21 protein-coding genes are annotated in these 25052 nt (G+C 70.9%); 11 read left to right on the forward strand and 10 right to left on the reverse strand.

Features of this window, described 5'->3' with window-relative positions:
- Positions 1–40: 40 nt before the first annotated feature.
- A complete protein-coding gene (locus tag ABD363_RS19055) occupies positions 41–1702 on the reverse strand; it encodes a DUF6119 family protein (protein ID WP_344605077.1) in 1662 nt (553 codons plus the stop codon).
- Between the two features lie 346 nt (positions 1703–2048).
- Between ABD363_RS19055 and ABD363_RS19060 the strand changes: the two genes are divergently transcribed.
- The gene (locus ABD363_RS19060; protein ID WP_344605079.1) at positions 2049–2798 is read left to right on the forward strand and encodes a hypothetical protein; all 750 of its coding nucleotides are present in this window, start codon (positions 2049–2051) and stop codon (positions 2796–2798) included.
- 451 nt (positions 2799–3249) lie between these two features.
- Positions 3250–3513, forward strand: a complete 264-nt coding sequence (locus tag ABD363_RS19065; RefSeq protein WP_344605081.1) for an SCO2583/SCO2584 N-terminal domain-containing protein — start codon at positions 3250–3252, stop codon at positions 3511–3513.
- Positions 3514–3593: 80 nt separating this feature from the next.
- Here the strand turns inward: ABD363_RS19065 and ABD363_RS19070 are convergent, their stop codons facing one another.
- On the reverse strand, positions 3594–3875 hold the full coding sequence (locus tag ABD363_RS19070) for a hypothetical protein (protein WP_344605083.1): 282 nt from the start codon (positions 3873–3875) through the stop codon (positions 3594–3596).
- 114 nt (positions 3876–3989) lie between these two features.
- Here ABD363_RS19070 and ABD363_RS19075 point away from each other — a divergent pair, with 114 nt between their 5' ends.
- Positions 3990–4754, forward strand: a complete 765-nt coding sequence (locus ABD363_RS19075; RefSeq protein ID WP_344605085.1) for an alpha/beta hydrolase — start codon at positions 3990–3992, stop codon at positions 4752–4754.
- 95 nt (positions 4755–4849) lie between these two features.
- On the opposite strand, the gene ABD363_RS19080 is transcribed toward ABD363_RS19075, so the two are convergent.
- Positions 4850–5164, reverse strand: coding sequence for a hypothetical protein (locus tag ABD363_RS19080; protein ID WP_344605087.1), 315 nt, complete (start codon positions 5162–5164; stop codon positions 4850–4852).
- A 198-nt stretch (positions 5165–5362) separates the two neighbouring features.
- Between ABD363_RS19080 and ABD363_RS19085 the strand changes: the two genes are divergently transcribed.
- The 6 genes from ABD363_RS19085 (at position 5363) to ABD363_RS19110 (ending at position 9837) form a co-directional block, all read left to right on the forward strand.
- Positions 5363–5722, forward strand: coding sequence for an arsenate reductase family protein (locus ABD363_RS19085; protein WP_344605089.1), 360 nt, complete (start codon positions 5363–5365; stop codon positions 5720–5722).
- Between the two features lie 316 nt (positions 5723–6038).
- Positions 6039–7070, forward strand: coding sequence for a glutamine synthetase (gene glnII / locus ABD363_RS19090; protein ID WP_344605091.1), 1032 nt, complete (start codon positions 6039–6041; stop codon positions 7068–7070).
- A gap of 277 nt (positions 7071–7347) precedes the next feature.
- Positions 7348–7470, forward strand: a complete 123-nt coding sequence (locus ABD363_RS19095; protein ID WP_344605093.1) for a hypothetical protein — start codon at positions 7348–7350, stop codon at positions 7468–7470.
- 117 nt (positions 7471–7587) lie between these two features.
- Positions 7588–8151, forward strand: coding sequence for a winged helix-turn-helix domain-containing protein (locus ABD363_RS19100; RefSeq protein ID WP_344605095.1), 564 nt, complete (start codon positions 7588–7590; stop codon positions 8149–8151).
- 201 nt (positions 8152–8352) lie between these two features.
- Positions 8353–8880: a tetratricopeptide repeat protein gene (locus tag ABD363_RS19105; protein WP_344605097.1), complete on the forward strand. Its 528-nt coding sequence runs from the start codon at positions 8353–8355 to the stop codon at positions 8878–8880.
- 270 nt (positions 8881–9150) lie between these two features.
- Positions 9151–9837, forward strand: coding sequence for a TetR/AcrR family transcriptional regulator (locus ABD363_RS19110; RefSeq protein WP_344605152.1), 687 nt, complete (start codon positions 9151–9153; stop codon positions 9835–9837).
- Here ABD363_RS19110 and ABD363_RS19115 read toward each other — a convergent pair.
- From ABD363_RS19115 to ABD363_RS19145, 7 genes are all read right to left on the reverse strand, one after another.
- A complete protein-coding gene (locus ABD363_RS19115; RefSeq protein WP_344605099.1) occupies positions 9834–10190 on the reverse strand; it encodes a 5-carboxymethyl-2-hydroxymuconate Delta-isomerase in 357 nt (118 codons plus the stop codon). The genes ABD363_RS19110 and ABD363_RS19115 overlap by 4 nt on opposite strands.
- A gap of 28 nt (positions 10191–10218) precedes the next feature.
- Positions 10219–15660: a pullulanase-type alpha-1,6-glucosidase gene (gene pulA / locus ABD363_RS19120; protein WP_344605101.1), complete on the reverse strand. Its 5442-nt coding sequence runs from the start codon at positions 15658–15660 to the stop codon at positions 10219–10221.
- Between the two features lie 184 nt (positions 15661–15844).
- Positions 15845–17218: an alpha-amylase gene (locus ABD363_RS19125; RefSeq protein WP_344605102.1), complete on the reverse strand. Its 1374-nt coding sequence runs from the start codon at positions 17216–17218 to the stop codon at positions 15845–15847.
- Positions 17219–17403: 185 nt separating this feature from the next.
- A complete protein-coding gene (locus ABD363_RS19130) occupies positions 17404–19095 on the reverse strand; it encodes a glycoside hydrolase family 13 protein (protein ID WP_344605103.1) in 1692 nt (563 codons plus the stop codon).
- A 172-nt stretch (positions 19096–19267) separates the two neighbouring features.
- A complete protein-coding gene (locus tag ABD363_RS19135; RefSeq protein WP_344605105.1) occupies positions 19268–20179 on the reverse strand; it encodes a sugar ABC transporter permease in 912 nt (303 codons plus the stop codon).
- 13 nt (positions 20180–20192) lie between these two features.
- On the reverse strand, positions 20193–21197 hold the full coding sequence (locus ABD363_RS19140; protein WP_344605107.1) for a carbohydrate ABC transporter permease: 1005 nt from the start codon (positions 21195–21197) through the stop codon (positions 20193–20195).
- A 101-nt stretch (positions 21198–21298) separates the two neighbouring features.
- On the reverse strand, positions 21299–22567 hold the full coding sequence (locus tag ABD363_RS19145) for an extracellular solute-binding protein (RefSeq protein ID WP_344605109.1): 1269 nt from the start codon (positions 22565–22567) through the stop codon (positions 21299–21301).
- Positions 22568–22991: 424 nt separating this feature from the next.
- Here ABD363_RS19145 and ABD363_RS19150 point away from each other — a divergent pair, with 424 nt between their 5' ends.
- Positions 22992–24026, forward strand: a complete 1035-nt coding sequence (locus ABD363_RS19150) for a LacI family DNA-binding transcriptional regulator (RefSeq protein WP_344605111.1) — start codon at positions 22992–22994, stop codon at positions 24024–24026.
- A gap of 169 nt (positions 24027–24195) precedes the next feature.
- Complete coding sequence (locus tag ABD363_RS19155) at positions 24196–25047, forward strand: phosphatase PAP2 family protein (protein ID WP_344605113.1); 852 nt, start codon at positions 24196–24198, stop codon at positions 25045–25047.
- The last annotated feature ends 5 nt before the right edge of the window (positions 25048–25052 follow it).

Consider the following 25052-nt stretch of genomic DNA (forward strand, 5'->3'; position numbering starts at 1 on the left):
GTACCAGAGTAGCGCCGGCGCCAGGTGGCGCGGGCGTCACCTACTGGGGGATGGGGATGACTTCAACGTCAACATCCGCATTTTCCAGGGCGTTGATTGCGCGCATCAGAGCGACTTGCGAGAACGTGAATAGGCTTTTCCGGGTGACTGTCGCGTCCCTTTTGATCGCGATTCCGTAAATTAGCTTTTTCGGTTTAAAGTCTGGATTGTAGGGATGGGTGGAACTGCGCTCCCTGATGCGCGTCAGGAGCTTCTCTCTAGCTTCGCGATCCGATCGCAGCGCCTCCATGGAAACCCATCCTTGCATGAACAAATGACTCAGAGGGCCGGAACTGGAGGCTCGCTTGATATGTATCAGCTCATTATTTGGCCCGATGATGTCGCATGCTTCGATGCCGTACGGGTGTTGTGAGGTGTGGATCTTTTTGCGGTCGAGACAGACCGCCCCGCTTATGAGCTGAGCCGCCTCTCGATTATAGTCCTCCTCTTCCGTCCAAGTTGAATCCCACTTTGGGAGGGGGATGGAGGCGGGGCGGCTAAATACCTCATCCAGTCGCTTGCGCAGGAAGTCCAGGTAGTTGTCGCCGACTTCGAACCATTTGCCTTGATGGTAGAAGAAGTGGCCGGAATTGAGAGACGCCTCAAAGGCTAGCCACTTATGCGCCTTGACCTGGCGGCTAGCCTTTTCTCTTCCTTCGGAGTCTGAGCACATCTGGATGTACCCTGAGCGCAGAGCATCCAGGCGGTCGGACACTGCAAGAGGGGTGACCCTATCCAGGACCGCCGATATATCGAGTTCGTCTACTACCTCGAATCGGTCAGAAGCTAGTTTGATCCGGTACGAGTGCGCCGTGTGCTCGTACTCCTCACACTCGGCCGGCAAGGTGAGCGCAATGGGCGCTGTGTTCGTGTGGGTCAGCGCCCGGGCTAGCTGGTCTTCAAGCTGCCTGACTACCTTGTTGCTCGACTTCAACCCTCGGATCTGGTCGATGAAGCCGAGTTCTGGCACGGGCGACGCCGTCTGGATGATCCGAGTAATTTCTTGCAGGTCGCCCAACAGGTCCGCGGGTTTAACGCCGAGCGGTATTTTCAGTGAGTCGGCCGCAGCGATGCTCACCTTCCTGGGAGTTGACCTATTGAATGTCATTTGGATCGATCCCAGGGTTCCAGCGAGGCGGCTAACAACCTCGCCGTAATGTTCGATGCCGAAGCCTCTGATTGATTGCCCGCCAGGAACGGTGCTGCGGTCTACCCTCGCACGACTGTCAAGTATGTTTCGTGTGATCTGTCGGATTTCCGTGGGCTCAATAGAGCGTATAGAGAAGGCGAGGCCGAAACCTGGGTCAATTTTTGCGGCATCGATGAAGAGATGACCCATCCCGTAGGTTATGGCGTACGGCCCTCCTGGGGCTGCGATGAGGATGGCCCCAGCAGAAGCCGCATTGGCAACTTTCGCGTCTATGCCGGTGAGTGACTTGAAGGTCGCGCACCAATCGGCGCGGTCCTTCTTGCCGACGATCCCCCAAATGGTGACAGCGGGCACCGTGGCTATTTTGGTTGACTCTACCGTGAAACTGCTGTCCTCTGCGTAGTAGTCGACCAGTGCCTCTTTCAGGCCGTCGCTGTTCGCCTCCGTGTCGATGAGCCGATAGAGAGTAGAACGCCGCGCCACGCTCTTAGACCCACCCGCATGGTTCGTCACAGGACCCCCCTGATTCGATCTCCGGAACCGTGGATCGTACATCCAAGCCCACGCATTGGCATTCGAACGTGAATCGAACGAAGGTTGGGCTCGTTCTAGACGCCAAGGGATGGTCGATGACGGTGGGGAAGGAAAAACGCGATGGTGAGCGCTGCGCTGCCGCCCATGCGCTGATCAGACCCAGTGTGGGCCGACCGGTCCGGTGACCAGTGGTTGCCCAACCGGTCGTCTTCGGCTCCTTGTCTTCGTGCTCCTGCTCGGCCTGGGCCTCTGCTGTACAGCGGACGCAGGCGGAGCAGCGCTCGGGGCAGCCCTCCGTCGGCACCACGACGGCGCGGACCCCGCCGTGGCCACACTTTCCGCACTTCACCATGGCAATCACCTCCTTCACCAATTGACGTCGTTCGCACTGGAAGATCGGACAGGATCGATCCGCGGGAACCGGGCGGACTATTGCGGAGTCGTCATCCAGGTGAACAGCGAACTGCTCAATACCGCTGCCGGGGCCATCGGTGCTGTCGTGCTGGTCTTCATCGGCGGATGGGAGAACGAACGACGCGCCCGGAAGGCGGAGGCGCGCAAGGATGCCGCGGCTGACCGCGCAGCGCTCGAGGCTCAGGCCAACGAGTTGGTGACGGCTGTCCTCGCTCTCAAGGTTGCGGGGAACACACACGATCACCTCTGGGGGGGATGGGGAGCCAGGGGGCGGATTGTGCTCCGTGCGCTGACGCAGGGCGGGGCCGCGGCTCTCGTGTCCGGTAGGCGCGGGATGGCGGCTCTGCCGGCGCTTCTCGAAGAGGCGGGCCGCGTGGTGGAACGCTGGGACAGCGACAGCGTCATATCGGCGGCGGGCCTGGCCGCGCCCTTGAGTCGGCTCGGTGCAGCCGTCGCACCGTTACTAAGGAGTAACGATCCGGAGCTCGCGGCAGCAGCCGACGAGGTGTTCATGGCGGCCGCGGAGAGCTATGGCGACGAGGCTCGCATGACCCGGGCCCTGGAGGCGTTCCACGCGGCGCTGCGACGCGCACTGAGGCAGCCGAATCCCGCGCCTCGGCGGTGGCCTGTGTGGCGCCGTGGACGGACCTCGGTCGAGTAGCTGCGCCGGCCTGTGCTGTCGGCGAGGGCACTTCAGTCAGGACTTGTCCAGCGGAACCTCGGGGCATCCGTGGGGCGCCAGGGGGTCAGCGGAACAAAGGCGCAGGTCAAGCGTTGATCGACGCGGCGGTCTGTAAATCTGCCGGCTCCTCCCGCCAGCTTGTTGGGCCGGGGCCGTCTGTGGGCCGTCCCGGGCAGACCAACAACGACCAATGACGCCAGACAACGACGACATCCGCGCTGGTCAGGGCGACAATCCCGCCAATTCGCCGAGGTGACTAAGCCAGGCCATCACTTCTTCGACGTGTGACCGGCGCACCGCGCCGACGCTTCGGGGCCGCCGCCCGCCAGGGTGGCGGCCCCGCCGTCGTCGGCGCGGAACCCGCTTCACAGACCGGGCACGGCCGGGCGATCCTGGTGACCGAGACCTTTGTCCGAGAGAGGCGACGGGGATGTCCGAGCGGGACGATTTCGAACAGCGGGAGTTCGACCTGCGGTGGGCGGACGGCGCCGCGCACAAGGAGCCGTCCGCCCGGGCCCGGATGCTCGCCGCGCGCTGGAAGCACGACCCGCCCGGGCCGGTGCCGTTCCGCCCCGAACCGGACCGTCGCGGGGCACGCCGTCCCCGCTCGCCGTGGGTGTCGGTGGCCGTGGTGTTCGGCGGCGTGGCCGCGGTCGTCCTGCTGCTCGGGTATCTGGACTTCCGCCCGTACTGAGCCCCGAGCCGCCGGCGCCCGGTGCGGGGAGCGCCCGGCCGCCGGGGGCCGCGCTCCCCCGGCCCCCGGCGGCCCCCGTCTTACCTGCTCCGTCCGCGCTCCTGGCGGCGGGTCTCGAAGGGGCGCTCGCGCCGGTAGCGGCGCTCCCACCTGGCCTGCCGGTCACGGTGCTCGCGGTAGGCGCGGTAGGTCGTGGGCGTGGTCCCCGCCGAGGCCGTGCCGGCCGGTGAGGACGGGGCGGCCGAGTCCCGGCCGTACCGCACGTACAGGAAGAGCAGGGCGACGGCGGCGAGCCACCAGACGGGGTCGGCGAATCCCAGGACCACCAGGACGAAGGTCCCGGACGTGATGACGGTGCCCATCACGGACCTCCTTCCGCTCGTTCCGCGACGTGCATCCAGCGTAAGGACCCGGTCACTCCGCGTGCATCCGCTTTTCCCCGTGGCGCCGGGGGGCGGCGTGAGTGAATGGGGCCCATGAGCCGACCGCCCTCCTTCAGACCCTTCTCCCACGAGCACGACGGCGAACTCCTCAGCGGGGTGTACGGCGACGCCGACGACGGGGATCCCCGGCGGCCCACCGCCGTCGTCCTGCACGGCGCCGGCACCAGCAGCAAGGAGCGGCTGCTGCCGCTGCTCGCGGAGTTCGCCGCCCACGGCTGCCGCGTCCTCGCCTTCGACTTCTCGGGACACGGCGACAGCACCGGCGCGCTGCGCGAGTCGAGCCTGCGGCGCCGGTTCGAGCAGGCCGTCGCCGTCGTCGACGCCCGTGCGCCGGCCGGCGGCCCGCTGGTCCTGACCGGATTCAGCATGGGCGGTCAGACGGTGGCCGACCTCGTGGCCCACTACGGGCCGCGGGTCGTCGCGCTGGGGCTGTGCGCCCCCGCGGTGTACACGGCCGAGGCGTGGGAGGTGCCCTTCGGGAACGGCGACGGCCGGTTCAGCGCGCTCATCCGCCGTCCCGGCAGCTGGCGCACGGCGCCCGCGCTGGACGTGCTGCGGGCGTACGAGGGCCGGGCCGTGCTGGCGGTGCCGGGCACCGACGCGGTCATCCCGCCGGCGGTGACGCGGGCCGTCCAGGACGCGCTGACCACCCGTGCCCGCTGCACCCGCCTGGACCTGCCGGACGCGGACCACCGGCTGGGCCTGTGGCTCCGCGACCATCCCGAGTCCCGGCGGGAGTTCGTGACGGCGGTCCTGGCGGGCCCGCGCCCCGCGGCCCCGGCCCCCCGCCCTCGTTGAGCGGCCGCCGCCGCGCCGCGGCGCGGGGAACCCCTCCGGCCGGGGGCGGCGAAAGCGCCGGGCGCCCCGCGGCACGGGGCGCCCGGCTCAGCGGCTCAGCGCGAGTACCGCATGAAGGCCCGCACCAGGTGGCACGTCGTGTCCGACGGCGGGCGCACCCCGATGAGCTCCGCGGTGTCCCGGATCGTCTCGTCGCGGGCCTGGTCCGGCTGGTAGACGCCGGAGTCGAGCAGGGCGATGGCCAGCCGCATCGCCTTCAGGCGCCGGTTGTGCGTGATGTACCACTCGCGGGGGCGCCCCGGCGGCAGCGGGCACTTCTCCACGGGCGCGTACGGGGTGTCGAGCAGTACGGGCCGCCGGGCGGTCGACTGCGTGGGCTTCGGCTTCGGCTTCACTGCGGCAGCGGGCACAGGCATCCTCCTGTCGCGGTCAGGGCACCCGCCGGAGACCCCGGCGCCACCCTCGAACACTGCTTCCATTCTACTGCCGGGCACTGACAAAAGCCCTGGCCACAAGGGCTGCCGGGGGTGCGGTGACGCACGTGGACAACGAGTTTCCGCGCCCCCGGACCGGTCGGTTCCAGCGCCCCGCGGGCGTACCGTGGCGGCATGGAGATCTGGATCAACCCGGCCTGTTCCAAGTGCCGCAGCGCCGTGCGGCTGCTCGACGCCGAGGGCGCCGACTACACCGTCCGCCGCTACCTGGAGGACGTACCGGGCGAGGACGAGATCCGCGACGTGCTCCGGCGCCTCGGCCTGGAACCGTGGGACATCACCCGTACCCGGGAGACGGCCGCCGAGGAGCTCGGCCTGGAGGAGTGGCCGCGGGACGCCGGTGCGCGCGACCGCTGGATCAAGGCGCTCGCCGAGCACCCGGAGCTGATCCAGCGCCCGATCATCACGGCGGACGACGGCACGGCGGTGGTGGCCCGCACCGACGAGGCCGTCCGGGACGCCCTGTCCCGCTAGGGACCTGTCCGCCGGGTTCCGCCGGGCGGCGCGGGACCGGGCCCCTCCCGGTGTCGCCTCCTCCCCGCCATGACCCCGGTGACCGGGGAGCGCCGTACGGGCCGCCCGGACGTGTCCCCGCGTCGGCTCTCCGCGCCGCTCACGCCCGTACGGCGTGAGCCGGGGCCCACCGCCACCGGGTAACACGGGGTTCACACATGGGCAATGGCCGGGAAATCGCCTGTTGACAGGCTGCCGGGCATCAACGCGGCGCCCCGGTGCCGCGGCGCCGCCGCACCCGCACGTGCGCCTGGACCCACCCCGAAGGATGTGGCCCGTGACCTTCAAGGCTGAGTACATCTGGATCGACGGCACCGCGCCGACGGCCAAGCTGCGTTCCAAGACGAAGATCATCGCGGGTGCCCCCGCCGGTCTCGACACGCTGCCGATCTGGGGTTTCGACGGGTCCTCCACCAACCAGGCCGAGGGCCATGCCTCGGACTGCGTGCTCAAGCCGGTCTTCACCTGCCCGGACCCGATCCGCGGCGGCGACGACGTGCTGGTGCTGTGCGAGGTCCTCAACACGGACATGACCCCGCACCCCAGCAACACGCGGGCCGCGCTGGCCGAGGTCGCCGGGAGGTTCGCCGCCCAGGAGCCGATCTTCGGCATCGAGCAGGAGTACACCTTCTTCAAGGACGGCTACCCGCTGGGCTTCCCCAAGGGCGGCTTCCCGGCCCCGCAGGGCGGCTACTACTGCGGCGTCGGCTCCGACGAGATCTTCGGCCGTGACGTGGTCGAGGCCCACCTGGACAACTGCCTGGCGGCGGGCCTGGGCCTGTCCGGCATCAACGCCGAGGTCATGCCCGGCCAGTGGGAGTTCCAGGTCGGCCCGCTCGCCCCGCTGGAGGTCGCCGACCAGCTGTGGGTGGCCCGCTGGCTGCTGTACCGCACCGCCGAGGACTTCGGCGTCGCCGCGACCCTCGACCCCAAGCCGGTCAAGGGCGACTGGAACGGCGCCGGTGCGCACACCAACTTCTCCACCAAGGCGATGCGCGAGTCCTACGACGCGATCATCACCGCCTGTGAGGCGCTGGGCGAGGGCTCCAAGCCGCTCGACCACGTCAAGAACTACGGCGCCGGCATCGACGACCGCCTGACCGGTCTGCACGAGACCGCCCCGTGGGACAAGTTCTCCTACGGCGTCTCCGACCGCGGCGCCTCGGTCCGCATCCCGTGGCAGGTCGAGAAGGACGGCAAGGGCTACATCGAGGACCGCCGGCCGAACGCCAACGTCGACCCGTACGTGGTGACCCGCCTGCTCGTCGACACCTGCTGCTCGGCGCTGGAGAAGGCCGGCCAGGTCTGATCCGTCCCGCTCGCGTCCAGGGGCGCCCGCCGTCACGGTGGGCGCCCCTTCGCGTCGCCCGGTTCCCGCGTCGCCCGGTGCCCGCGTCGCCGGCCGGGCGGGCCGTGCCGGGCTGTCCGCCCGGGGGACGGCGTCCGGGCCCGGCGGCCACCGCCGTCCCCCGGAGCGGCGCGAACGGCCGGCGGGTGACGTACCCGACAGCCGGTTTCCCGCCGTCGGGCGTCCACGCAGTGAGAGAAGGGTCCTGCCGGCGGCGGGTGTCTGCTTCAATGGGGCCATGGCCAGCTTCCAGAAGACTTCCGCGACGGGTCGCCATGACCTCGAGCCCTTCTGGCCTTCCCGTCAGCACCACGACTTCGACCGGGTGTGTTGCCGCGCGATGAACGCGCCGGCCCTCTGAAGCCGTAACCCCCGGCCCCCGGCCGGCGCGCACGCGTACGTCCTCGACGAGCCCGACCACGAACTCGCGGCCGTCGACCTCTCCGACGAACCTCTCGCGCGAAAGAGCTGACCTCTCATGGCGACCACCCGTTCCCTGTCCACCGCCTCCCCCGCCCCCGCCTCCTCCGGCTCCCGGCACCGGCTGCGCGCCGTCGACCGGGACGAGGTCGTGACCGTCGCGGACCTGCTGCCGCCCGGCGCCACCTGGCTGCCCGCCCCGCAGCACACCCTGCCCACCCTGCCGGGGCAGCCGCCGATGGTCGGCTACCTGGTGCTGGTCCCCGCCGACCAGCAGCCGCCGTTCCCGCCGGTCGCGGTGCCGGACCCGGCCGAGGACCCCGCCGGCGAACCGCTGATCCGCATCGATCCCGTGCAGCGCACCGCCGAGGTGGACGGCCGCGAACTCGACCTCACGTACCTGGAGTTCGAGCTGCTCGCCCATCTCGTCGCCCATCCGAACCGGGTGCACACCCGCGACCAGCTCGTCGGCACGGTGTGGGGCTACGGCCACGTCGGCGACGGCCGCACCGTCGACGTCCACGTCGCCCGCCTGCGCCGCAAGCTGGGCGCGGAGTACCGGAACACGATCCGGACCGTGCGCCGGGTCGGCTACAAGTACGTGCCGCCGGCCGGGCGTTGACGCCCCGAAGGACCGCCGGGACCGCCGACGCCGGCGGTCCCGGCGCACGCGCCGGTCGGGTCGGCCTCATCCGTTCCTCCGGTCCTTGCCGACGCCCTGCCGCACAAGGGCCCCGTCGGGCCCCGTCATCGATACGGCTCAGGAGCGCGGAGCGCGCGAAACACCGGGACGCCGCGGGCACGTCCGTGCCAAGGTGACCCGATGAACCAGGACTGGGAAGACCGCGTGGCCGCCGCCTGGGCCGCCTTCGACTCTCACGCCGAGCAGGACGCGGCGGCGTTCCGCGCGGTGATCGACGCGCTGGTCGCCGAACTGCCGGACGACAGTCCGCTCGGCCCGTTCGAGCGGGCCTGCGCGTGGGACTCGACGGGCCACTCCGACAAGGCGGTCGTACTGTACCGGCAGGCGCTGGAGGGCGGGCTGGCCGAGGTCAGCCGCTACAAGGCCCGCCGCGCCAGGATCCAGCTGGCCAGCTCGCTGCGGAACACCGGACGCCCGCAGGAGGGCGTCGAGCTGCTGACGCCCGAACTGGACGCGCTGTCCGACGAGTTGGACGACGCCGTCCGCGCGACCCTCGCGCTGTGCCTGTCCGACCTGGGCCGCGACCGCGAGGGGCTGTCGCTCGCGCTCGGCGCGCTCGCCCGCCATCTGCCGCGCTACCAGCGGTCGATGGCGAACTACGCCCGGCTGCTCGGGGCGCCGCGGGAGGGGCACCGCGCGGTCGGGTGACCGTCCGCCGATCCGCCCGTCCGCCGACCGTGCAGTCGCAGGACGCCGCCCCGCACCCCGCGCCGCCGCCCCGGTCGCCGGCGTCGGGCAGGCCGGGGCCGCGCCCGTCGGGCACCACCCGCGGCCGGCCGGCTCGCCCGCCTCGTACTGCCACCGGGCCCCGGGCGACCACCCCGCGCCGAAGCCGTGAACACCCGCGTCTGTTCGGGCCCGTTCGCGGCTGGATTCGATCGGTAAGGTGTTCGCATGACTACCGGGGTGCGCCGCAGGATGGGCGTCGAGGAGCGGCGGCAGCAGTTGATCGGCATCGCCCTCGAACTGTTCAGCCGCCGCTCGCCCGACGAGGTCTCCATCGACGAGATAGCGTCGGCCGCGGGCATCTCCCGCCCGCTCGTCTACCACTACTTCCCCGGCAAACTCAGCCTGTACGAAGCCGCGTTGAAGCGTGCCTCGGACGACCTCGCGGCCCGGTTCGCCGAACCGCGCCAGGGTCCGCTCGGCGCCCGGCTGCTGCGGGTGATGCACCGGTTCTTCGACTTCGTGGACGAGTACGGCCCCGGCTTCTCGGCCCTCGTGCGCGGCGGCCCGGCCGTCGGCTCCTCGGCGGCGAGCGCGCTCATCGCCTCCGTACGGCAGGCCGCGTATGACCAGATCCTTTCGCATCTGGAGGTGGCCGATCCGCCCCCGCGTCTGGAACTGGTCGTCCGGTCCTGGATCTCGCTCGCCGAGTCCACGGCGCTGATCTGGCTGGACGGGCGGCGCATCCCGCGGGCCGAGCTGGAGCGGCAGCTCGTGCACGACCTCGCGGCGCTGACGGCGGTCAGCGCCGCGTACGACGAGGAGATGGGCGCCCTGCTGCGCCGCATGTTCAGGGACGAGCCGGCCGACGGTCCGTTCGGCGACCTGGCCGGCCGGCTGACGTCCCTGGCGGCCCGGTCTCCCGGGCCGGCGGACTAGGCGTCGAACTTCCGGTAGGAGGGGTCGAGGTCGCGGACCTCGGCGGAGGCGTGCAGGGCCAGCCCCTCCCCCGGCTTCACGTACTGCCGCAGCAGGTCGAGGACCGCCTCGGTGAGCCGGGCCTTGGTCTCGTCCGTGCGGCCGGCGAGCAGACCGATGTGGACGTGCACGACGGCGTGCCCCTCGGTGTCCGGGCCGACCGTGGTGTCCTCCGTGCGGCGGAACTGCGTCTTGCACGCCGGCGGCTTCGCGGCCGCGATGTCGACGACGGCGGTGTGCAGCGCCTTCGCGAACCCGGGCCGGTCGAAGCCGTCCGCGAGCCGCTCGGAGTAGTCGACGGTGATCTGCGGCATGAGCGCTCCTGTTCTACGACGTCGGGGATCACCGTATCCGCTGGAACACCGCGACCGTACGGCCCGGCACCGCGAACGAGCCGGTGCCCGCCGCGTACGACGAGGCCCTCACCACCGGGTCCGCCCCCGCCGCCTGCACCGGGTGCAGCCGGTACCCGGTGCCGGCCAGTGCCGCGATCCGCTGCTCCTGCCGCTCGGGCGTCGCGTTGAACACCACGACGAGGTCGCCGAGGAGCATGGTGATCACGCCGGGCGTCTCCTCCTTCCCGGACAGCGGGAAGGAGAGCCGGGACTGCACCTGCCCGGCCGTGGCGAGGGAGAAGTCCCGCTCCGTCGTACGGATCCGCAGCAGGTCCCGGTACGCGGCCGAGGCGCCCCGGATCTGCTCGCAGCCCACCCGGACCGAGCTCAGCAGGGGCTCGGCGTACGGCCACTTGGCCGCGTTGTCGGCCGCCATCGGCAGTCCGCGGCCGAAGCCGTTGCCGTCGGCGCAGTCCCAGTGGACGGCGTTGAACCAGTCGCCGCTGTCGTAGGAGTTGCGGTCCAGCGACTTCGAGCGCAGCAGGTCGGTGCCGGCCTGGGACAGGGCCGGGCCCTGGGAGAGGGCGGCCGTCGCCATGGCGAGGACCTGCATCCGGGCCCGGTCGGCCGCCGGGGTGTCCTTCGGCAGCTTGAAGGCGAGCGCGTCGAACAGCGTCTCGTTGTCGTGCGCGTCGGCGTAGGCGAGGGCGTCGCCGGGCGCGTCGGCGTATCCGGCGGGGGCGCCGTTGTAGTCGACCTGGGAGCCCCTGACCTCCTTGCCGCTGGTGTCGGTGAAGGTGTAGTCGGCGAGGTTGCCGCTCAGCCCCACCTTGATCAGGTCCTGGTAGTGCAGCAGGCGGGCCTTCTGCTCGGCCGGGGTGCCGTTGTCCGCGGCGGGGTTGGGGTCGGTGTACAGGCCGGACGCGAAGCCCTGGACGCCGGGGTCGGCGTCGAAGGGGCCGCCGCCGCGCACCGCGTCGCGGGCGCGGTCGGAGAAGGTCGCGATGCCGGTGCCGGCCATGTTCCGCTGGGTGGCCTGCTCGAAGCGGGCGTCGTCGGCGACCTCGCCGAAGTTCCAGCCCTCGCCGTACAGGATGATCCTCTTGCCGTCCACGCCGTCCTTCGCCACGGTCAGCGCGTCCAGCGCCTCGCGCACGGCGAGGATGTTGGCCTTCGGGTGGTGGCCCATCAGGTCGAAGCGGAAGCCGTCGACCTTGTACTGCCTGGCCCAGGTGACGATCGAGTCGACGACCAGCTTGCCCATCATGGCGTTCTCGGGGGCGGTGTTGGCGCAGCAGGTGCTGTTCGCGACCGAGCCGTCGGCGAGCAGGCGCTGGTAGTAGCCGGGCACGATCCGGTCCAGGACGCTCGTCTCCGCCTGGCCGCCGGCCGCGGTGTGGTTGTAGACGACGTCCATGACGACCCCGAGGCCCTCTTCGTTGAGCGCCTTGACCATCTTGCGGAACTCGACCGTGCGGGCCGTGCCGTCCGGGTCGGTGGCGTACGAGCCCTCGGGGACCGTGTAGTGGTACGGGTCGTAGCCCCAGTTGTAGGCGTCCTTCGCGGCCGTCCTCGCCACGCACTCCTGCTGCCGGCCGGAGTCGGCCGGGAGGGCGGCGAGGTCGCAGCCGACGGTGGCCTGGTCGGCCTTGCGCTCGGGGATGGTGGCGATGTCGAAGGCGGGCAGGAGGTGGACGTGGGAGGTGCCCGCCTCGGCCAGTGCCCGCAGGTGCCTGGAGCCGTCGCTGTCCTTGTCGGTGAAGGCGAGGTAGGTGCCGGGGTGCCGCGCCGTGCGGTCCTCGACGGAGAAGTCCCGGATGTGCAGCTCCTGGATCCGGGCGTCCCGCAGCGGCACCGCCTCCGGCTTCCGCAGGGCCGACCAGCCGGCGGGCGCCAGCGACGGGTCGTCCAGGTCGACGACGAGGCTGCGCTCGGAGTCGGCGGTGAGGGCGACCGCGTACGGGTCGGTGACCTTGTTGGTGACGATCCGGCGGACGCCGGGCGCCCACACCGTCACGACGTACCGGTACGGCTGGTTCTTCCAGGACCTCGGGCCGGTGGCGGACCAGACGCCGGTGGTGTCGTCCCGCCGCATCCGCACGGTGGCGCCGCCGATCTCCAGGGACACCTGCCGGGCGGTCGGCGCCCACACCGCCAGCGTGGGGCGGCCGTCGCGGAAGACCGGGCCGAGCTGCGCCTTCGTCGCCCGCCCGGCGTACAGGTCGTCCAGGACGCCCGCGATCTGGACGCCCGTCGCGGCCGGCACCGCGCCGTCGGCGGTGCGCTGGGAGGCGACGACCTGGCCGCGCAGCGCCTGGCGGACCCGGTCGCGGTCGCGCGGGTCGACGGACCAGGCGGTGTGCTCCTTCAGGTGTGGGAACTTCGCCTTCTGGGCGTCGGTGAGGGCGGTCCTGGCCAGGCGGAGCCAGAAGGCGTCGCCGGTCAGGGTGCCGTCCCGCACCTCGACCGACCCGTCGCGGGAGGCGAGGAGCTGGGTGGAGGCGGCGGCCGGGGAGCCGTCCCAGACGACGGTGTCCCGGTCGATCCAGACCGCCTCGGAGGTGGTCAGGTCCAGGGCGGCGGCGGAGCCCGCGGGCTGCGGCAGCAGGTACTCCTCCTGTCCGCTCACCAGCCACACCTCGTGGCCGTGGGCCTCGAGGTCCAGCGACCGGTCGGCGGACAGGTCCTTCTCGTCGCCCTTGTGGACGATGTAGCCGAGATGGGTGGCGCCCTCGGTGAGCGGCACCTCGAAGACCGCGCCGTAGGAATCGGTCCGCACCGGGGCCAGGGGCTTCGACCAGTCGGTGGGCTCGGCGGCGCCGCCCCACACGTGCAGGCCCCAGCCGTCGTAGTCCCCGTCGGCGCGGTGGTAGTGCAGGACGGCTTTGCCGGTGTCCTGCGCCGGGTACTCGGGCCGCTCGGTCGTCACGGTCTCCTTGCCCTGCTCGATCCACACCTCGCCGGTCTTCGTGACGTCGATGCCGCGGTCGGCGGCGACGTCCTTGTTCCCGTCCTCGTCGATCACCAGGAAGCCGACGTCCGACGCGCCGGGCGCGAGCTTGACGTAGGCGAAGGCGCCGTAGGCGTCCCGGCCGACGAACGGATGGCTCTTCGGCCACTCGGTGGCCTCGCCCTCGGCGAGGTCGCCCCAGGCGTACAGGCCCCAGTCGTCGTAGTTCCCGTCGGCGCGCTTGTAGTGGACGATCGCGTAGTCGCGGGCGGCGGCGGTGGGGGGTTCCCCGGCCGGCGGGGTGCCGGTGGCGGAGACGGCGGTGGCGCTCGCGGTGCGGCCGGCCGAGTCGATGACGACCGCCTTGTAGCGCAGGGCGGTGCCGGCGGGCACGTCCTCGCCGATGGTGTGGGTGACCTTGTAGGGGGCGTGGTCGGCGGAGCCGAGGGTGCGCCACCTGCCGTCGCCGACCTGGGCGGCGAAGACGACCCGGTGGAGCTGCCCGTCTCCCCCGCTCCCGGCTTCGCTCGGACGGGAGGCGCCGCCCACGTCCGCGGTGAGTTCGACGGTGCCGGTGGCGCCGGGCTCGGGGCCCCTCAGGGCGAGGGACGGGCCGGTGGCGGGGGCGGGGAGGCGGCCGGCCGCCCGGTAGACGACGGCCGAGCCGGCCGGGACGGTGACGGTGACCTTCCGGTCGGCGTCGGACCTCAGGCGGCCGTCGGTTCCGTGGATGCCGTCGAAGCGCATCCGGGCGGAGCCGGTCGCGAAGGTGGCCTGCTTCGCCTCGTCGGCGTTGTTGAAGGCGACGACGTACTCGGTGCCGGTGCGGGCGTCGGTGCGGGAGAAGGCGTAGATACCGGCGCCGTCGGCCGCGTAGCGCTCGGTCTGGACGCCGTCGGCGAGCGCCGGGTGGGCCTTGCGGAGCTCGGCGAGAGCGCGGATCTGCCGGTAGAGCGGTGCTCGCGTGTCGTAGGCGTCCTGCGCGTGGGTGCGGTCAGTGCCGAGCTGGTCGTCGTCGAGGTAGTCGGCCGTGCGCGAGGCGAACATCGTCTGGCGGGCGTCCTTGTCGCCGCCGGCGCCGGTGAAGCCCTGCTCGTCGCCGTAGTAGACGACGGGGTTGCCGCGGCTGAGGAACATCAGCTCGTTGGCCAGCCGCGCCCGCTTCAGCAGCTCGGCGTCGGTGGCGTCCGGGTCGTCCTGCCTCAGGAAGGACCCGATGCGGCCCATGTCGTGGTTGCCGAGGAAGGTGACCTGCTCGTAGGCGTTGGCCTTGTCGGTCGTGTACTTGTAGTCGTCGCCGAAGACCCGGGCGAGCTTCTGCGCGCTGCCGCCCTGGGAGGCGTAGGCGCGGGCCGCGTCCTGGAAGGGGAAGTCGAGGGTGGAGTCCAGGCGGCCCTGGGTGACGTACGGGGCGGTGACGGAGGTGTCGGCGGAGTACACCTCGCCGAACATGAAGAAGTCGTCCCGTCCCCGTTCGGCCGCGTAGGCGTCGAGGGCGGTGGCCCACTGGGTCCAGAACTCCATGTTGACGTGCTTGACGGTGTCGATCCGGAAGCCGTCGATGTCGAAGTCCCGCACCCAGCGCTGGTAGATGCGTTCCATGCCCTTCACGACCTCGGGGCGCTCGGTCCACAGGTCGTCGAGCCCGGAGAAGTCGCCGTAGGTGGTCGACTCGCCGGCGTAGGTGGAGTCGCCCCGGTTGTGGTACATCGTCGGGTCGTTGAGCCAGGACGGGACCTTGAGGTCCTTCTTGGCGGCGGGGACGGCCGGGGTGCGCGGGAAGGAGTCGGCGTCGACGGCGGGGAAGCGCTTCTTCCCGGCCGCGTGGCCGGCGTCGTCGAAGGGCTCGCCGTCCTCGGTCAGGTAGGGGAAGGCGCCCTTGGCGAGGTAGCCGTAGGACTTCTCCTCGTAGTCGACGACGTCGGCGGTGTGGTTGGTGATGACGTCGAAGAAGACCTTCATGCCCTTGGCGTGGGCCTTGTCGATAAGGGTTTCGAGGTCCTGGTTGGTGCCGAAGTGCGGGTCGACCCGGGTGAAGTCGGTGATCCAGTACCCGTGGTAGCCGGCCGAGGCGTTGCTGCCGGTGCCCTGCACGGGCTGGTTCTTGAAGATCGGGGCCAGCCAGATGGCGGTGGTCCCGAGCCCCTTGATGTAGTCGAGCCGCTCGGTCAGGCCCTTGAGGTCGCCGCCCTGGTAGAAGCCCTTGTCGGTGGGGTCGTAGCCGGTGGCCAGCCGGGAGCCGGTCAGGCCGCCGCGGTCGTTGGCCGGGTCCCCGTCGGCGAAGCGGTCCGGCAGGACGAAGTAGAACTGTTCGCGGGTGAGGTCGTGCCGGGCGGCGGTCCGGGCCAGCGCGGCGTCCGACGGCGGCGCGGGCGGCGCGTCGGCCCGCGCGGCGGGCGGCTGCACGAGCGTCGCCGCCAGGGCGGCCGCGGTGACGGCCGCGACCCGTCCGGCGGCTGCGGTACGGCGCGTCCCAGGCGCCGGCCATCTCGGTCTCACAGGCGTGAACTCCTTGCGCTTACGGCTTCGTCGGGTCCGGTCCCCGCGCCGCGGCACGATCTGGTCGGCTTCGTCGCCGGGCGCCCGCGCGACCGTACCTCCGCCGAAAGGATTACAGCAAGGGTCGTGAAAGTAACGGAAAGAACTTTCACGACCCTGCTGTGCGTACGGGGTTACGGCCGGCTCAGCAGCTCGGCCTGCCGACGTGGATCGCCAGCGCCGTGTTACCGCCCAGGGTGGCGGTGAACCGGCCCGAGGAGTCGACCGTCACCGTCGTGTTGTTCTGGACGTTGCAGTACGTCCCGGCCGGCAGGGACGTCTGGTAGGTGCGGGTCAGGGCGGCGGACTCGTGGTTGATGGCCACGTAGCCCTTGGCGCCGCGCCCGAAGGCGATGGCGTCGCCGCCGTTGTCCCACCAGTGGGTGACGGCCTCGCCGCGGGTGGCGTTGCGGAAGGCGACCATCGACTTGATCTCCGGCCAGGCGTGCTGGCACTTCCAGCCGTTCTGCCAGCAGGCGGTCACCTGGCCCCCGTTCGGCGGGCCGGCGTCGGTGTCGGAGAACTCGTAGCCGGAGTTGATGTCCGGGGCCCCGTACGGCCAGGCCAGCATGAAGACGTTGGCCAGGGTGTAGTTCGCGTTGTCCTTGTAGCTGAGGGTGGAGCCGTTGCGCTCGGTGTCGTGGTTGTCGACGAAGACGCCCGCGACCGAGCTGTTCAGGTAGCCCCAGCCCTCGCCGTAGTTCTTCAGGTAGGCGAGGTTCTCGTTGGTGAAGACCCGCTTGAGGTCGTACGCGTAGCGGAACTCCTGGACGTCGCCGTTGCCGGTGTACTCGCCCGGCTGGACGGCCTCCCCGCTGCCGTAGATGACCTCCTGCTTCCAGTAGACGGACGGGTTGGTCAGGCGGGACTTGATGTCGGCCAGGTCGGCGGCGGCGATGTGCTTGGCCGCGTCGATGCGGAAGCCGTCGACGCCCAGCGAGAGCAGGTCGTTCAGGTAGCCCGCGATCCTCCCGCGGACGTAGTCCTCGCCGGTGTCGAGGTCGGCGAGGCCGACCAGTTCGCAGTTCTGGACGTTCGCCCGGTTCCGGTAGTCGGTGATCTGCGCGGTGCAGTTGTCGAAGTCGTACGACGAGTACAGGCCGGGGTAGTCGTACTTCGTGTACGACGAGCCGCCGGTGCCGGTGCCGCTGCCCGCCGACATGTGGTTGACGACCGCGTCGACGACGACCTTGACCCCGGCCGCGTGACAGGTGTTCACCATGTTCCGGAAGGCGGTGCGGTCGCCGAGCCGGCCCGCGATCTTGTAGCTGACGGGCTGGTACGAGGTCCACCACTGCGCGCCCTGGATGTGCTCGGCGGGCGGGGAGACCTGGACGTAGCCGTAGCCCGCGGGGCCGAGGGTGGTGGTGCACTCGCGGGCCACGGAGGCGAAGTTCCACTCGAACAGGACGGCCGTGACGTCCTTGGTGCCGGGCGGGGAGGCCTGTGCGGCAGTCGGGGCCATGACAAATGAGGCCGCCGCGAGGGCGAGGGCCCCGGCAAGGGTTCTGCGTGCCATGTGGGGGTTCCTTCTCCGTCGAAGGCGTTCTTTCGAACGGTGTGCGGGGAACGCAAGGCCGCCCTGAAGACTCTTGCTGCAATCTTCAGAAACCTTGCGGTGACGCAGATGGTAGAGGCCCGCCGCCCGAAAGGGCAGCGGGCCGTACGGAATTCGTCGGAGAAACCCGCGGGACGGGCCGGGCGTCAGGCCGTCGTCCACCACACCGTCGTGTCGCCGGGCACCTTCGCCTCGCCGGCCGCCTCGGTCACCTCACCGCTGGCGAGCAGCACCCGTCCGTACGCCGGCACCGCCACCGACTCCCCGGTGGTGTTGGCCACGCACACGAACTCCCCGCGCCGGAAGGCCAGCACCCCCTCGGGCGCCCGCAGCCACTCCACCGCGTCGCCCGCGCCCAGGTCGGGCTGCTCGCGGCGCACGGCCAGCGCGGCCCGGTACAGCTCCAGCGTCGAGCCGGGCACCCCGGTCTGCGCCTCGACGCTCAGCTCGCCCCACTCCTTCGGCTGCGGCAGCCAGCTGCCCCCGTCGCCGAAGCCGTACGACGGCCCGGTGCGCGTCCACGGGATCGGCACCCGGCAGCCGTCGCGGAAGCCGTCCTGGCCCGCGCCGCGGAAGTACGCCGGGTCCTGGCGCACCTCGTCGGGCAGGTCGACCACGTCCGGCAGGCCCAGCTCCTCGCCCTGGTAGAGGTACGCGGAGCCGGGCAGCGCCAGCATGAGCAGGGTCGCGGCCCGGGCCCGGCGCAGGCCCAGCTCGCGGTCGCCGGCCAGGCGGATCTGGGTGCCGAGGCCGGGCGGGTTGGCGAAGCGGGTGGCGTGCCGGGTGACGTCGTGGTTGGACAGCACCCAGGTGGCGGGGGCGCCGACCGGGCGCATCGCCTCCAGGGTGCGGTCGATGACCTCGCGCAGCTCCTTCGCGTCCCAGTGGGTGCTCAGGTACTGGAAGTTGAAGGCCTGGTGCAGTTCGTCGGGGCGGACGTAGTTCGCGGTGCGCTCGATGGTCGGGGTCCACGCCTCGGCGACGAAGATACGGTCGCCCGCGTACTCGTCGAGGATCAGGCGCCACTGCCGGTAGATCTCGTGCACACCGTCCTGGTCGAAGAACGGCATGACATCGTTGCCCAGCAGCTTCACCTGGTCGTGGGAGCCGATGTCGGGCAGCCCCTCGGCCTTCACCAGCCCGTGCGCGACGTCGATGCGGAAACCGTCGACGCCCATGTCCAGCCAGAACCGCAGGATCGAGCGGAACTCGTCGCCGACGGCCGGGTGCTCCCAGTTGAAGTCGGGCTGCTCGGGCGCGAAGAGGTGCAGGTACCACTCGCCGGGCGTGCCGTCCGGCTCGGTGACCCGCGTCCAGGCGGGTCCGCCGAAGATGGACTCCCAGTCGTTGGGCGGGAGCTCGCCGTCGCGTCCCCGGCCGGGGCGGAAGTGGTAGCGCTCCCGCAAGGGCGAGCCGGGGCCCTCGGCGAGTGCCCGCCGGAACCACTCGTGCTGGTCGGAGGAGTGGTTGGGGACCAGGTCGACGATGATCCTGAGACCCAGTCCGTGGGCGTCGCGGATCAGCGCGTCCGCGTCGAGCAGGGTGCCGAACATGGGGTCGACGGCCCGGTAGTCGGCGACGTCGTAGCCGGCGTCGGCCTGCGGCGAGGCGTAGAAGGGGCTGAGCCACACGGCGTCCACGCCGAGGTCGCGCAGGTACGGCAGGCGGGAGCGGACGCCCTCCAGGTCCCCCATGCCGTCGCCGTTGCCGTCGGCGAAGCTGCGCGGGTACACCTGGTAGATCACCGCGTCCCGCCACCAGTCACGGCGCTTGGCGACGGCGGCGGCAGCCGGTGCGGTCAGGGGGCCGGGGGCCGGGGCTGCGGAGTACTGGCTCATGTCGTCCTTGATACGTAACGGGATCGGGTCGGGTAGGCGTGGGGTACGGCGATGGGGTGACGAGGCGGCCGCGGTGCCGGCGGGGTCGGACGGTCCCCCGGCTCGGAGTGCCGGGGGAGGACACCGCGGCCGCCGCCCGCGCGGTCGGGCGCGGGGGTCCGGGTCCGGGGCGTCAGCCCTTCGTGCCGCCCGCGGTGAGGCCGGCCACCAGGTTCTTCTGCACGAGGTAGAAGAACGCGGAGACGGGTATCGCGATCAGGACCGCGGTGGCGGCCATGAGGTTGCGCTGCGCGTCGTGCTCGCTGACGAAGCTCTGCAGGCCGACGGCGAGCGTGTACTTCTGGTCGTCGAGCATGAACGTGGTGGCGAAGGCGACCTCGCCGAACGCGGTGATGAAGCTGTAGAACGCGGCGACCGCCAGCCCCGGCTTGGCGAGCGGCAGGATCAGCCGCGCGAACGTGCCGAAGGGGGTCAGCCCGTCGACGCGTCCGGCCTCGTCGATCTCGAACGGGATGGTGTCGAAGTAGCCCTTGAGCAGCCAGGCGCAGTACGGCACCGCCGTCGAGCAGTAGACGAGGACGAGACCGAGGTAGCTGTCGACGAGCCGGAGCTCGGACAGGATCTGGTACATCGGCACCATCAGGACGGCGACCGGGAACATCTGGGTCACCAGGAGCACCCACATGAACTTCCGGTATCCCGGGAAGCGCATGCGGGAGACCGCGTAGCCGGTGGTGGCGGCGACCAGGACGCCGATGGCCGTGGTGCCGAGCGAGACGATCAGCGAGCTCTTCAGCCAGTCGAAGAAGTTCGTCTCCTGCAGGACGAAGGCGTAGTTGTCGAGCGTCATCTTGCCCCAGATGCGCCCGGGGTGCAGGTAGTCGTCCTTGTCCGGGCCGAGGGACAGGAAGACCAGCCAGGCGACCGGGAAGAGCGCGATGACGCTGCCCAGGATCAGGACGCCGTGGGAGGTGAGGGACCCGAGCAGGCTGCGCTCGCCGCGCCGGCGCACCCTGCGCGGCGGGGCGGCGGCGGAGCTGTGCCCGGTCACCGCGGCGGAGGTCTCGACGGTGGTCGTGCTCATGGGGACTCCTGCCTCAGATCGCGAGCTGCTGCTCGTCGCGGTTCAGCCAGCGGCGGTAGAAGGAGGTGAAGACGATCAGGATGGCCAGCAGCAGGATGCCGTAGGCCGCGGACTGCGCGAAGTCGCGCGGCTGCTGCCCGAAGCCCAGGAAGTACGCCCAGGTCACCAGGATGTCGGCGTCCGGGGCGGTGCCGCCGAACAGCAGGAAGATGATGGCGAACTGGTTGAAGGTCCAGATGACGCCGAGGAGGACGACGGTGGAGCTGACGGACCTCAGGCCGGGCAGGGTGACGTACCGGAACCGCTGCCAGGCGTTCGCGCCGTCCATCTCGGCGGCCTCGTAGAGGGTCGTGTCGATGGACTGCAGTCCGCCGAGCAGCGAGACCATCATGAACGGCACGCCGCACCAGGTGTTGACCATGATCGCGGCGAACCGCTGCCAGAAGGTGTCCTCCAGCCACAGCGGCGTCGGCAGGTGCAGCGCCTCCAGGCCGGAGTTGATGACGCCGCCGTCGGCGAGCATGAAGCGCCAGCCGAAGACGGTGACGAAGGTCGGCACGGCCCACGGCAGGATCAGGATCAGCCGGTAGAAGGTGCGGCCGCGCAGCTTCTGGTTGAGCAGCAGGGCGAGGCCGAGGCCGATCCCGTAGTGCAGGGTGACGCAGGCCGCCGTCCACACGATCGTCCAGACGAAGTGCGACCAGAACCGTTCGTAGGCCGTCGGGCCCCACAGGATGTCGGCGTAGTTGTCGAGGCCGATGAACTCGTAGGTGGCCTCGATCTCGTTGACGCCGATCGTGCGGGCGGTGTTCAGGCTGTCGGCGTCGGTGAGCGTGAGGTAGAAGCCGTACGCCAGGGGGTACAGGACGATGACCCCGAGGACGACCGCCACCGGGGCGATCATCGCGTAGGCGTACCAGTGCCTCTGGTAGCTGTGCTTCAGGCGGCGGCCCAGCCCGGGCCGCGGGGCGCGCTCCCCGCGGCGCTTGCCGGTCGCGCGGTCGATGGCGACTGTCATGGTTCGACAACCTTCTCGGAGTCCTGCGGATCAAGGGGTACGGCACACAGTCCGGCGGCCGCCGGATGCCTCCCCCGGGGGATCCGACGGCCGCGTACGGCCTACTTGCCGAAGTCCGGCACCAGCTTGGCGATGGCGGCCTCGGCGTCGCCCAGGCCCTTGTCGAGGGACTTCTTGCCGCCCGCGATGGCGTTCAGCTCGGTGTCCAGCGGGCTCCACAGGGAGCTGTACTCGGGCAGCTCCGGGCGCGGCCGGGCGGCGGAGAGCACGTCCTGGTAGCCGGCGATGCCCGGGTCGGAGGTGACCTTCGCCGTGTAGGCGTCGTCGCGCGTCGGCAGCGTGGAGTTCTTCAGGGCGATGGTCTCCTGGGCCTTCGCCGAGGTCATGAACTTCACGAACGTCAGCGCGGCCTTCTGGTGCGCCTCGTCGGAGCCGGCGTACACGGAGAGGTTGTGGCCGCCGGTCGGGGCGCCCGCCTTGCCGGAGGAGCCGGCCGGGACGGTGGCGATGCCGAGGTTGCCCTTGTCCTTGAAGGCCGCGCCCTTGTAGAAGTTCGTGATCTCCCACGGGCCCTGGATGATCGAGGCGACCTTGCCGCTGACGAACGCCTCCTGGATGTGGGCGTAGGCGTCGGCGGTGGTGTCGGCCTTGTGCAGGCCCTTGCCGTCGAACAGGCTCTGCCAGGTGGCGTAGGCCTTCCTGGCCGCGGGCGAGGTGACGGTGATCTTCTTGGCGTCGACGTCGACGGTGTCGGTGCCCTCGCCGTGCAGGAAGGGCTGGGCGTAGTAGCCCTGGGTGGAGCCCCAGTAGCCGTCGACGCCGGTCCTGTCCTTGATGGTGGCGGCGGCCTTCTTCAGCTCGTCCCAGGTCCTGGGGACCTCGACGCCGGCCTTCTCGAAGAGCTCCTTGTTGTAGACCAGGGCGAGGGTGTCCGTGGTGAACGGCACGCCGTAGACCTTGCCCTCGTACTTGGCCTGCTGGATCAGGTTGGGACGGAACGCGTCCTGCTCGGCGAGGGCCTCGGTGCCGTCCAGCGGCAGGAAGAAGCCCTTCTTGGCGAAGGCGGGGGTCCAGCCGACCTCGGAGCGCAGCACGTCCGGGGCGCCCTTGGAACCCGCGGCGGTGTCGAACTTGTTCTGCGCCTGGTCGAAGGGGACGTTGACGTACTTGACCTTGATGTCCGCGTGGGCGGCCTCGAACTCCTTCACCAGGGCCTTGTACGTCGGCGCCTCGTTCGTCGCGTTGGAGGTGTCCCACCAGGTGATGGTGACCGGACCGGCCGTGTCCCCGCTGTCGCCGTCTCCGCCGCACGCCGTCGCCGCGAGGGCGAGGGACGCCACCAGCGCGGTGGCCGCTATGCCACGCCGCATGAGTTCTCCTTGAGGGTGAAAGCCCGTGTGGTGCAGGAGGCGGCCCCGTCTGCCGCCCCTGCCGACTTGCCGACCGCGCCGTTGCCGCCGCCGGGCGACGTGAACGTAACAGCGATGTAAGCGCCGCGAAAGACCTTGCAGAAAAAAAGTGCAAGGCTTCTCCGAAGTTATCCGGGCGTGACCGGTTGTCGATCGACGTGAGACCCTTGTTCTTCCGGGCTGAACGGGCGCGGACGGTGGTGTGCAAGACTCTGCAAGCTCTTGCCACGCGATTCCGGCGCGGGAGACCATCCGTTGCGGGCCGGACACCGATCGACCATCACAAGGGGACGCAATGACGCAGCAACCCGCAGCGGGCCGGGCCGCCCGCATCCGGCGTCCGATTGGTGCGCAAGGCGACATACGGCCGGTACAGTCCGGTGGCGTGACCACACGGCTTGCCGACATCGCTGCTCAGGCGGGGGTGAGCGAAGCGACCGTCAGCCGCGTCCTCAACGGGAAGCCGGGCGTCGCCGCCACCACCCGCCAGTCCGTGCTGGCCGCCCTCGACGTGCTGGGCTACGAGCGCCCGGTGCGGCTGCGGCAACGCAGCGAGGGCCTGGTGGGCCTGATCACCCCGGAGCTGGAGAACCCGATATTCCCGGCCCTGGCCCAGGTCATCGGCCAGGCGCTGACCCGGCAGGGCTACACGCCCGTGCTGGCCACCCAGACGCCGGGCGGGTCGACGGAGGACGAGCTGACGGAGATGCTCGTGGACCGCGGGGTGGCCGGCATCATCTACGTCTCCGGGCTGCACGCCGACACCACCGCCGACATGTCCCGCTACGACCGGCTGCGCGCCCAGGGCGTGCCGTACGTGCTGGTGGACGGTTTCTCGCCGAAGGTGCAGGCGCCGTTCATCTCCCCCGACGACCGGGCGGCGATGGCGCTGGCGGTGACGCACCTGGTGTCCCTCGGCCACACCCGGATCGGCCTGGCGCTCGGCCCGAAGCGGTTCGTGCCGGTGCAGCGCAAGATCGAGGGCTTCGTCCGCAGCATGCGGGACCAGCTGGGCCTGACCGCCCGGACGGTGGAGGAGGAGCTGGTCCAGCACTCCCTCTACACCCTGGAGGGCGGCCAGGCGGCGGCCGCGGCGCTGATCGAGCGCGACTGCACGGCGGTGGTGTGCGCCAGCGACATGATGGCGCTGGGCGCGATACGCGCGGCCCGGCAGCGCGGCCTGGAGGTGCCGAAGGACATCTCGGTCGTCGGCTTCGACGACTCCCCGCTGATCGCCTTCACCGACCCGCCCCTGACCACGATCCGCAAGCCGGTCCCGGCGATGGGCCAGGCGGCCGTGCGGACGCTGCTGGAGGAGATCGGCGGGACGCCCGCCCCGCACAGCGAGTTCGTGTTCATGCCGGAGCTGGTGGTGCGCGGTTCGACCGCCTCGGCGCCGGGCGACCGCGGCCGCGCCTGAGCCGCCCGGCCGGGGTCCGTGCGGCGGCTCCTCCTCAGGTCGCAGGGGCGTCGGCCCGGGCCGTGCGCGAGGAGGAGGGCGGGCGCCTGCGACCGGCGCAGGGCGTGCGGTCCGGACCGGACCGGGGGATGATCGGGGCAGGACCGCTTTTCTGGCAGACTCTGTGCCCATGGACAGCACCGTGACGACACCGGGAGGCCGGAAAGAGGCCGTTCCGCACCCCGTCGCGGAGGACGCGGGGCGGGGGGTCCTGCGCCGGCTGCGCAGCCCGCGCCGGCCGCGTCTGTGGTTCGAGATCCTGCTGATCGTGGTGAGTTACTGGACGTACTCGCTGATCCGCAACGCCGTCCCCGAGCAGAAGGCCGAGGCGCTGCGCAACGCCGACTGGATCTGGCGGGTCGAGCACCGACTCGGCATCGCCGTCGAGGAGTCGGTCAACCACGCGGCGAACTCGGTGACCTGGCTCATCGTCGGCATGAACTACTACTACGCCACGCTGCACTTCGTGGTGACGCTGGGCGTGCTGATATGGCTGTACCGCGGGCATCCCGGGCGGTACGCGGCGACGCGGCTGGTGCTGTTCGCGACCACGGGTGTCGCCCTGGCCGGTTACTACCTGTTCCCGCTCGCCCCGCCCCGGCTGATGGACGGCGGCGTCTTCATCGACACGGTCCGGGTCCACCAGACCTGGGGCTCGATGGCGTCCGGCGACCTGAAGAACATGTCGAACCAGTACGCCGCGATGCCGTCGATGCACATCGGGTGGTCGCTGTGGTGCGGCCTGACGATCTTCGCGCTGGCCACGGTCCCCTGGGCCCGGGTCCTGGGCGCGCTCTACCCGGTGGCCACGCTGGTGGTCATCGTCGCCACCGCCAACCACTTCTGGCTGGACGCGGTCGGCGGCGTGCTCTGCCTCGCCTTCGGCTTCGCGGTGACGGCGCTGTGGTACGGCAGCCTGCCGTACGCCCTGCCCCGGCTGGTCCCGGCGGGCGGCGGGCCGCTGCTGCCGTCGAGGGCGTAGCCCCG

Origin of the sequence: Streptomyces glaucus, assembly GCF_039533365.1 — a bacterium.
Classification (GTDB): Bacteria; Actinomycetota; Actinomycetes; order Streptomycetales; family Streptomycetaceae; genus Streptomyces; species Streptomyces glaucus.

What these genes read in the sequence shown, in the direction of transcription:
- ABD363_RS19075 (WP_344605085.1), top strand. Translation starts at nt 3,990, where the DNA reads ATGAGCCGACCGCCCTCCTTCAGACCCTTCTCCCACGAGCACGACGGC.
- ABD363_RS19095 (WP_344605093.1), top strand. Translation starts at nt 7,348, where the DNA reads ATGGCCAGCTTCCAGAAGACTTCCGCGACGGGTCGCCATGACCTCGAG.
- ABD363_RS19145 (WP_344605109.1), bottom strand. Translation starts at nt 22,567, where the DNA reads ATGCGGCGTGGCATAGCGGCCACCGCGCTGGTGGCGTCCCTCGCCCTC.
- ABD363_RS19070 (WP_344605083.1), bottom strand. Translation starts at nt 3,875, where the DNA reads ATGGGCACCGTCATCACGTCCGGGACCTTCGTCCTGGTGGTCCTGGGA.
- ABD363_RS19130 (WP_344605103.1), bottom strand. Translation starts at nt 19,095, where the DNA reads ATGAGCCAGTACTCCGCAGCCCCGGCCCCCGGCCCCCTGACCGCACCG.
- ABD363_RS19085 (WP_344605089.1), top strand. Translation starts at nt 5,363, where the DNA reads ATGGAGATCTGGATCAACCCGGCCTGTTCCAAGTGCCGCAGCGCCGTG.
- ABD363_RS19110 (WP_344605152.1), top strand. Translation starts at nt 9,151, where the DNA reads ATGGGCGTCGAGGAGCGGCGGCAGCAGTTGATCGGCATCGCCCTCGAA.
- ABD363_RS19155 (WP_344605113.1), top strand. Translation starts at nt 24,196, where the DNA reads ATGGACAGCACCGTGACGACACCGGGAGGCCGGAAAGAGGCCGTTCCG.
- ABD363_RS19105 (WP_344605097.1), top strand. Translation starts at nt 8,353, where the DNA reads ATGAACCAGGACTGGGAAGACCGCGTGGCCGCCGCCTGGGCCGCCTTC.
- ABD363_RS19140 (WP_344605107.1), bottom strand. Translation starts at nt 21,197, where the DNA reads ATGACAGTCGCCATCGACCGCGCGACCGGCAAGCGCCGCGGGGAGCGC.
- ABD363_RS19115 (WP_344605099.1), bottom strand. Translation starts at nt 10,190, where the DNA reads ATGCCGCAGATCACCGTCGACTACTCCGAGCGGCTCGCGGACGGCTTC.
- ABD363_RS19135 (WP_344605105.1), bottom strand. Translation starts at nt 20,179, where the DNA reads ATGAGCACGACCACCGTCGAGACCTCCGCCGCGGTGACCGGGCACAGC.
- ABD363_RS19100 (WP_344605095.1), top strand. Translation starts at nt 7,588, where the DNA reads ATGGCGACCACCCGTTCCCTGTCCACCGCCTCCCCCGCCCCCGCCTCC.
- ABD363_RS19065 (WP_344605081.1), top strand. Translation starts at nt 3,250, where the DNA reads ATGTCCGAGCGGGACGATTTCGAACAGCGGGAGTTCGACCTGCGGTGG.
- ABD363_RS19125 (WP_344605102.1), bottom strand. Translation starts at nt 17,218, where the DNA reads ATGGCACGCAGAACCCTTGCCGGGGCCCTCGCCCTCGCGGCGGCCTCA.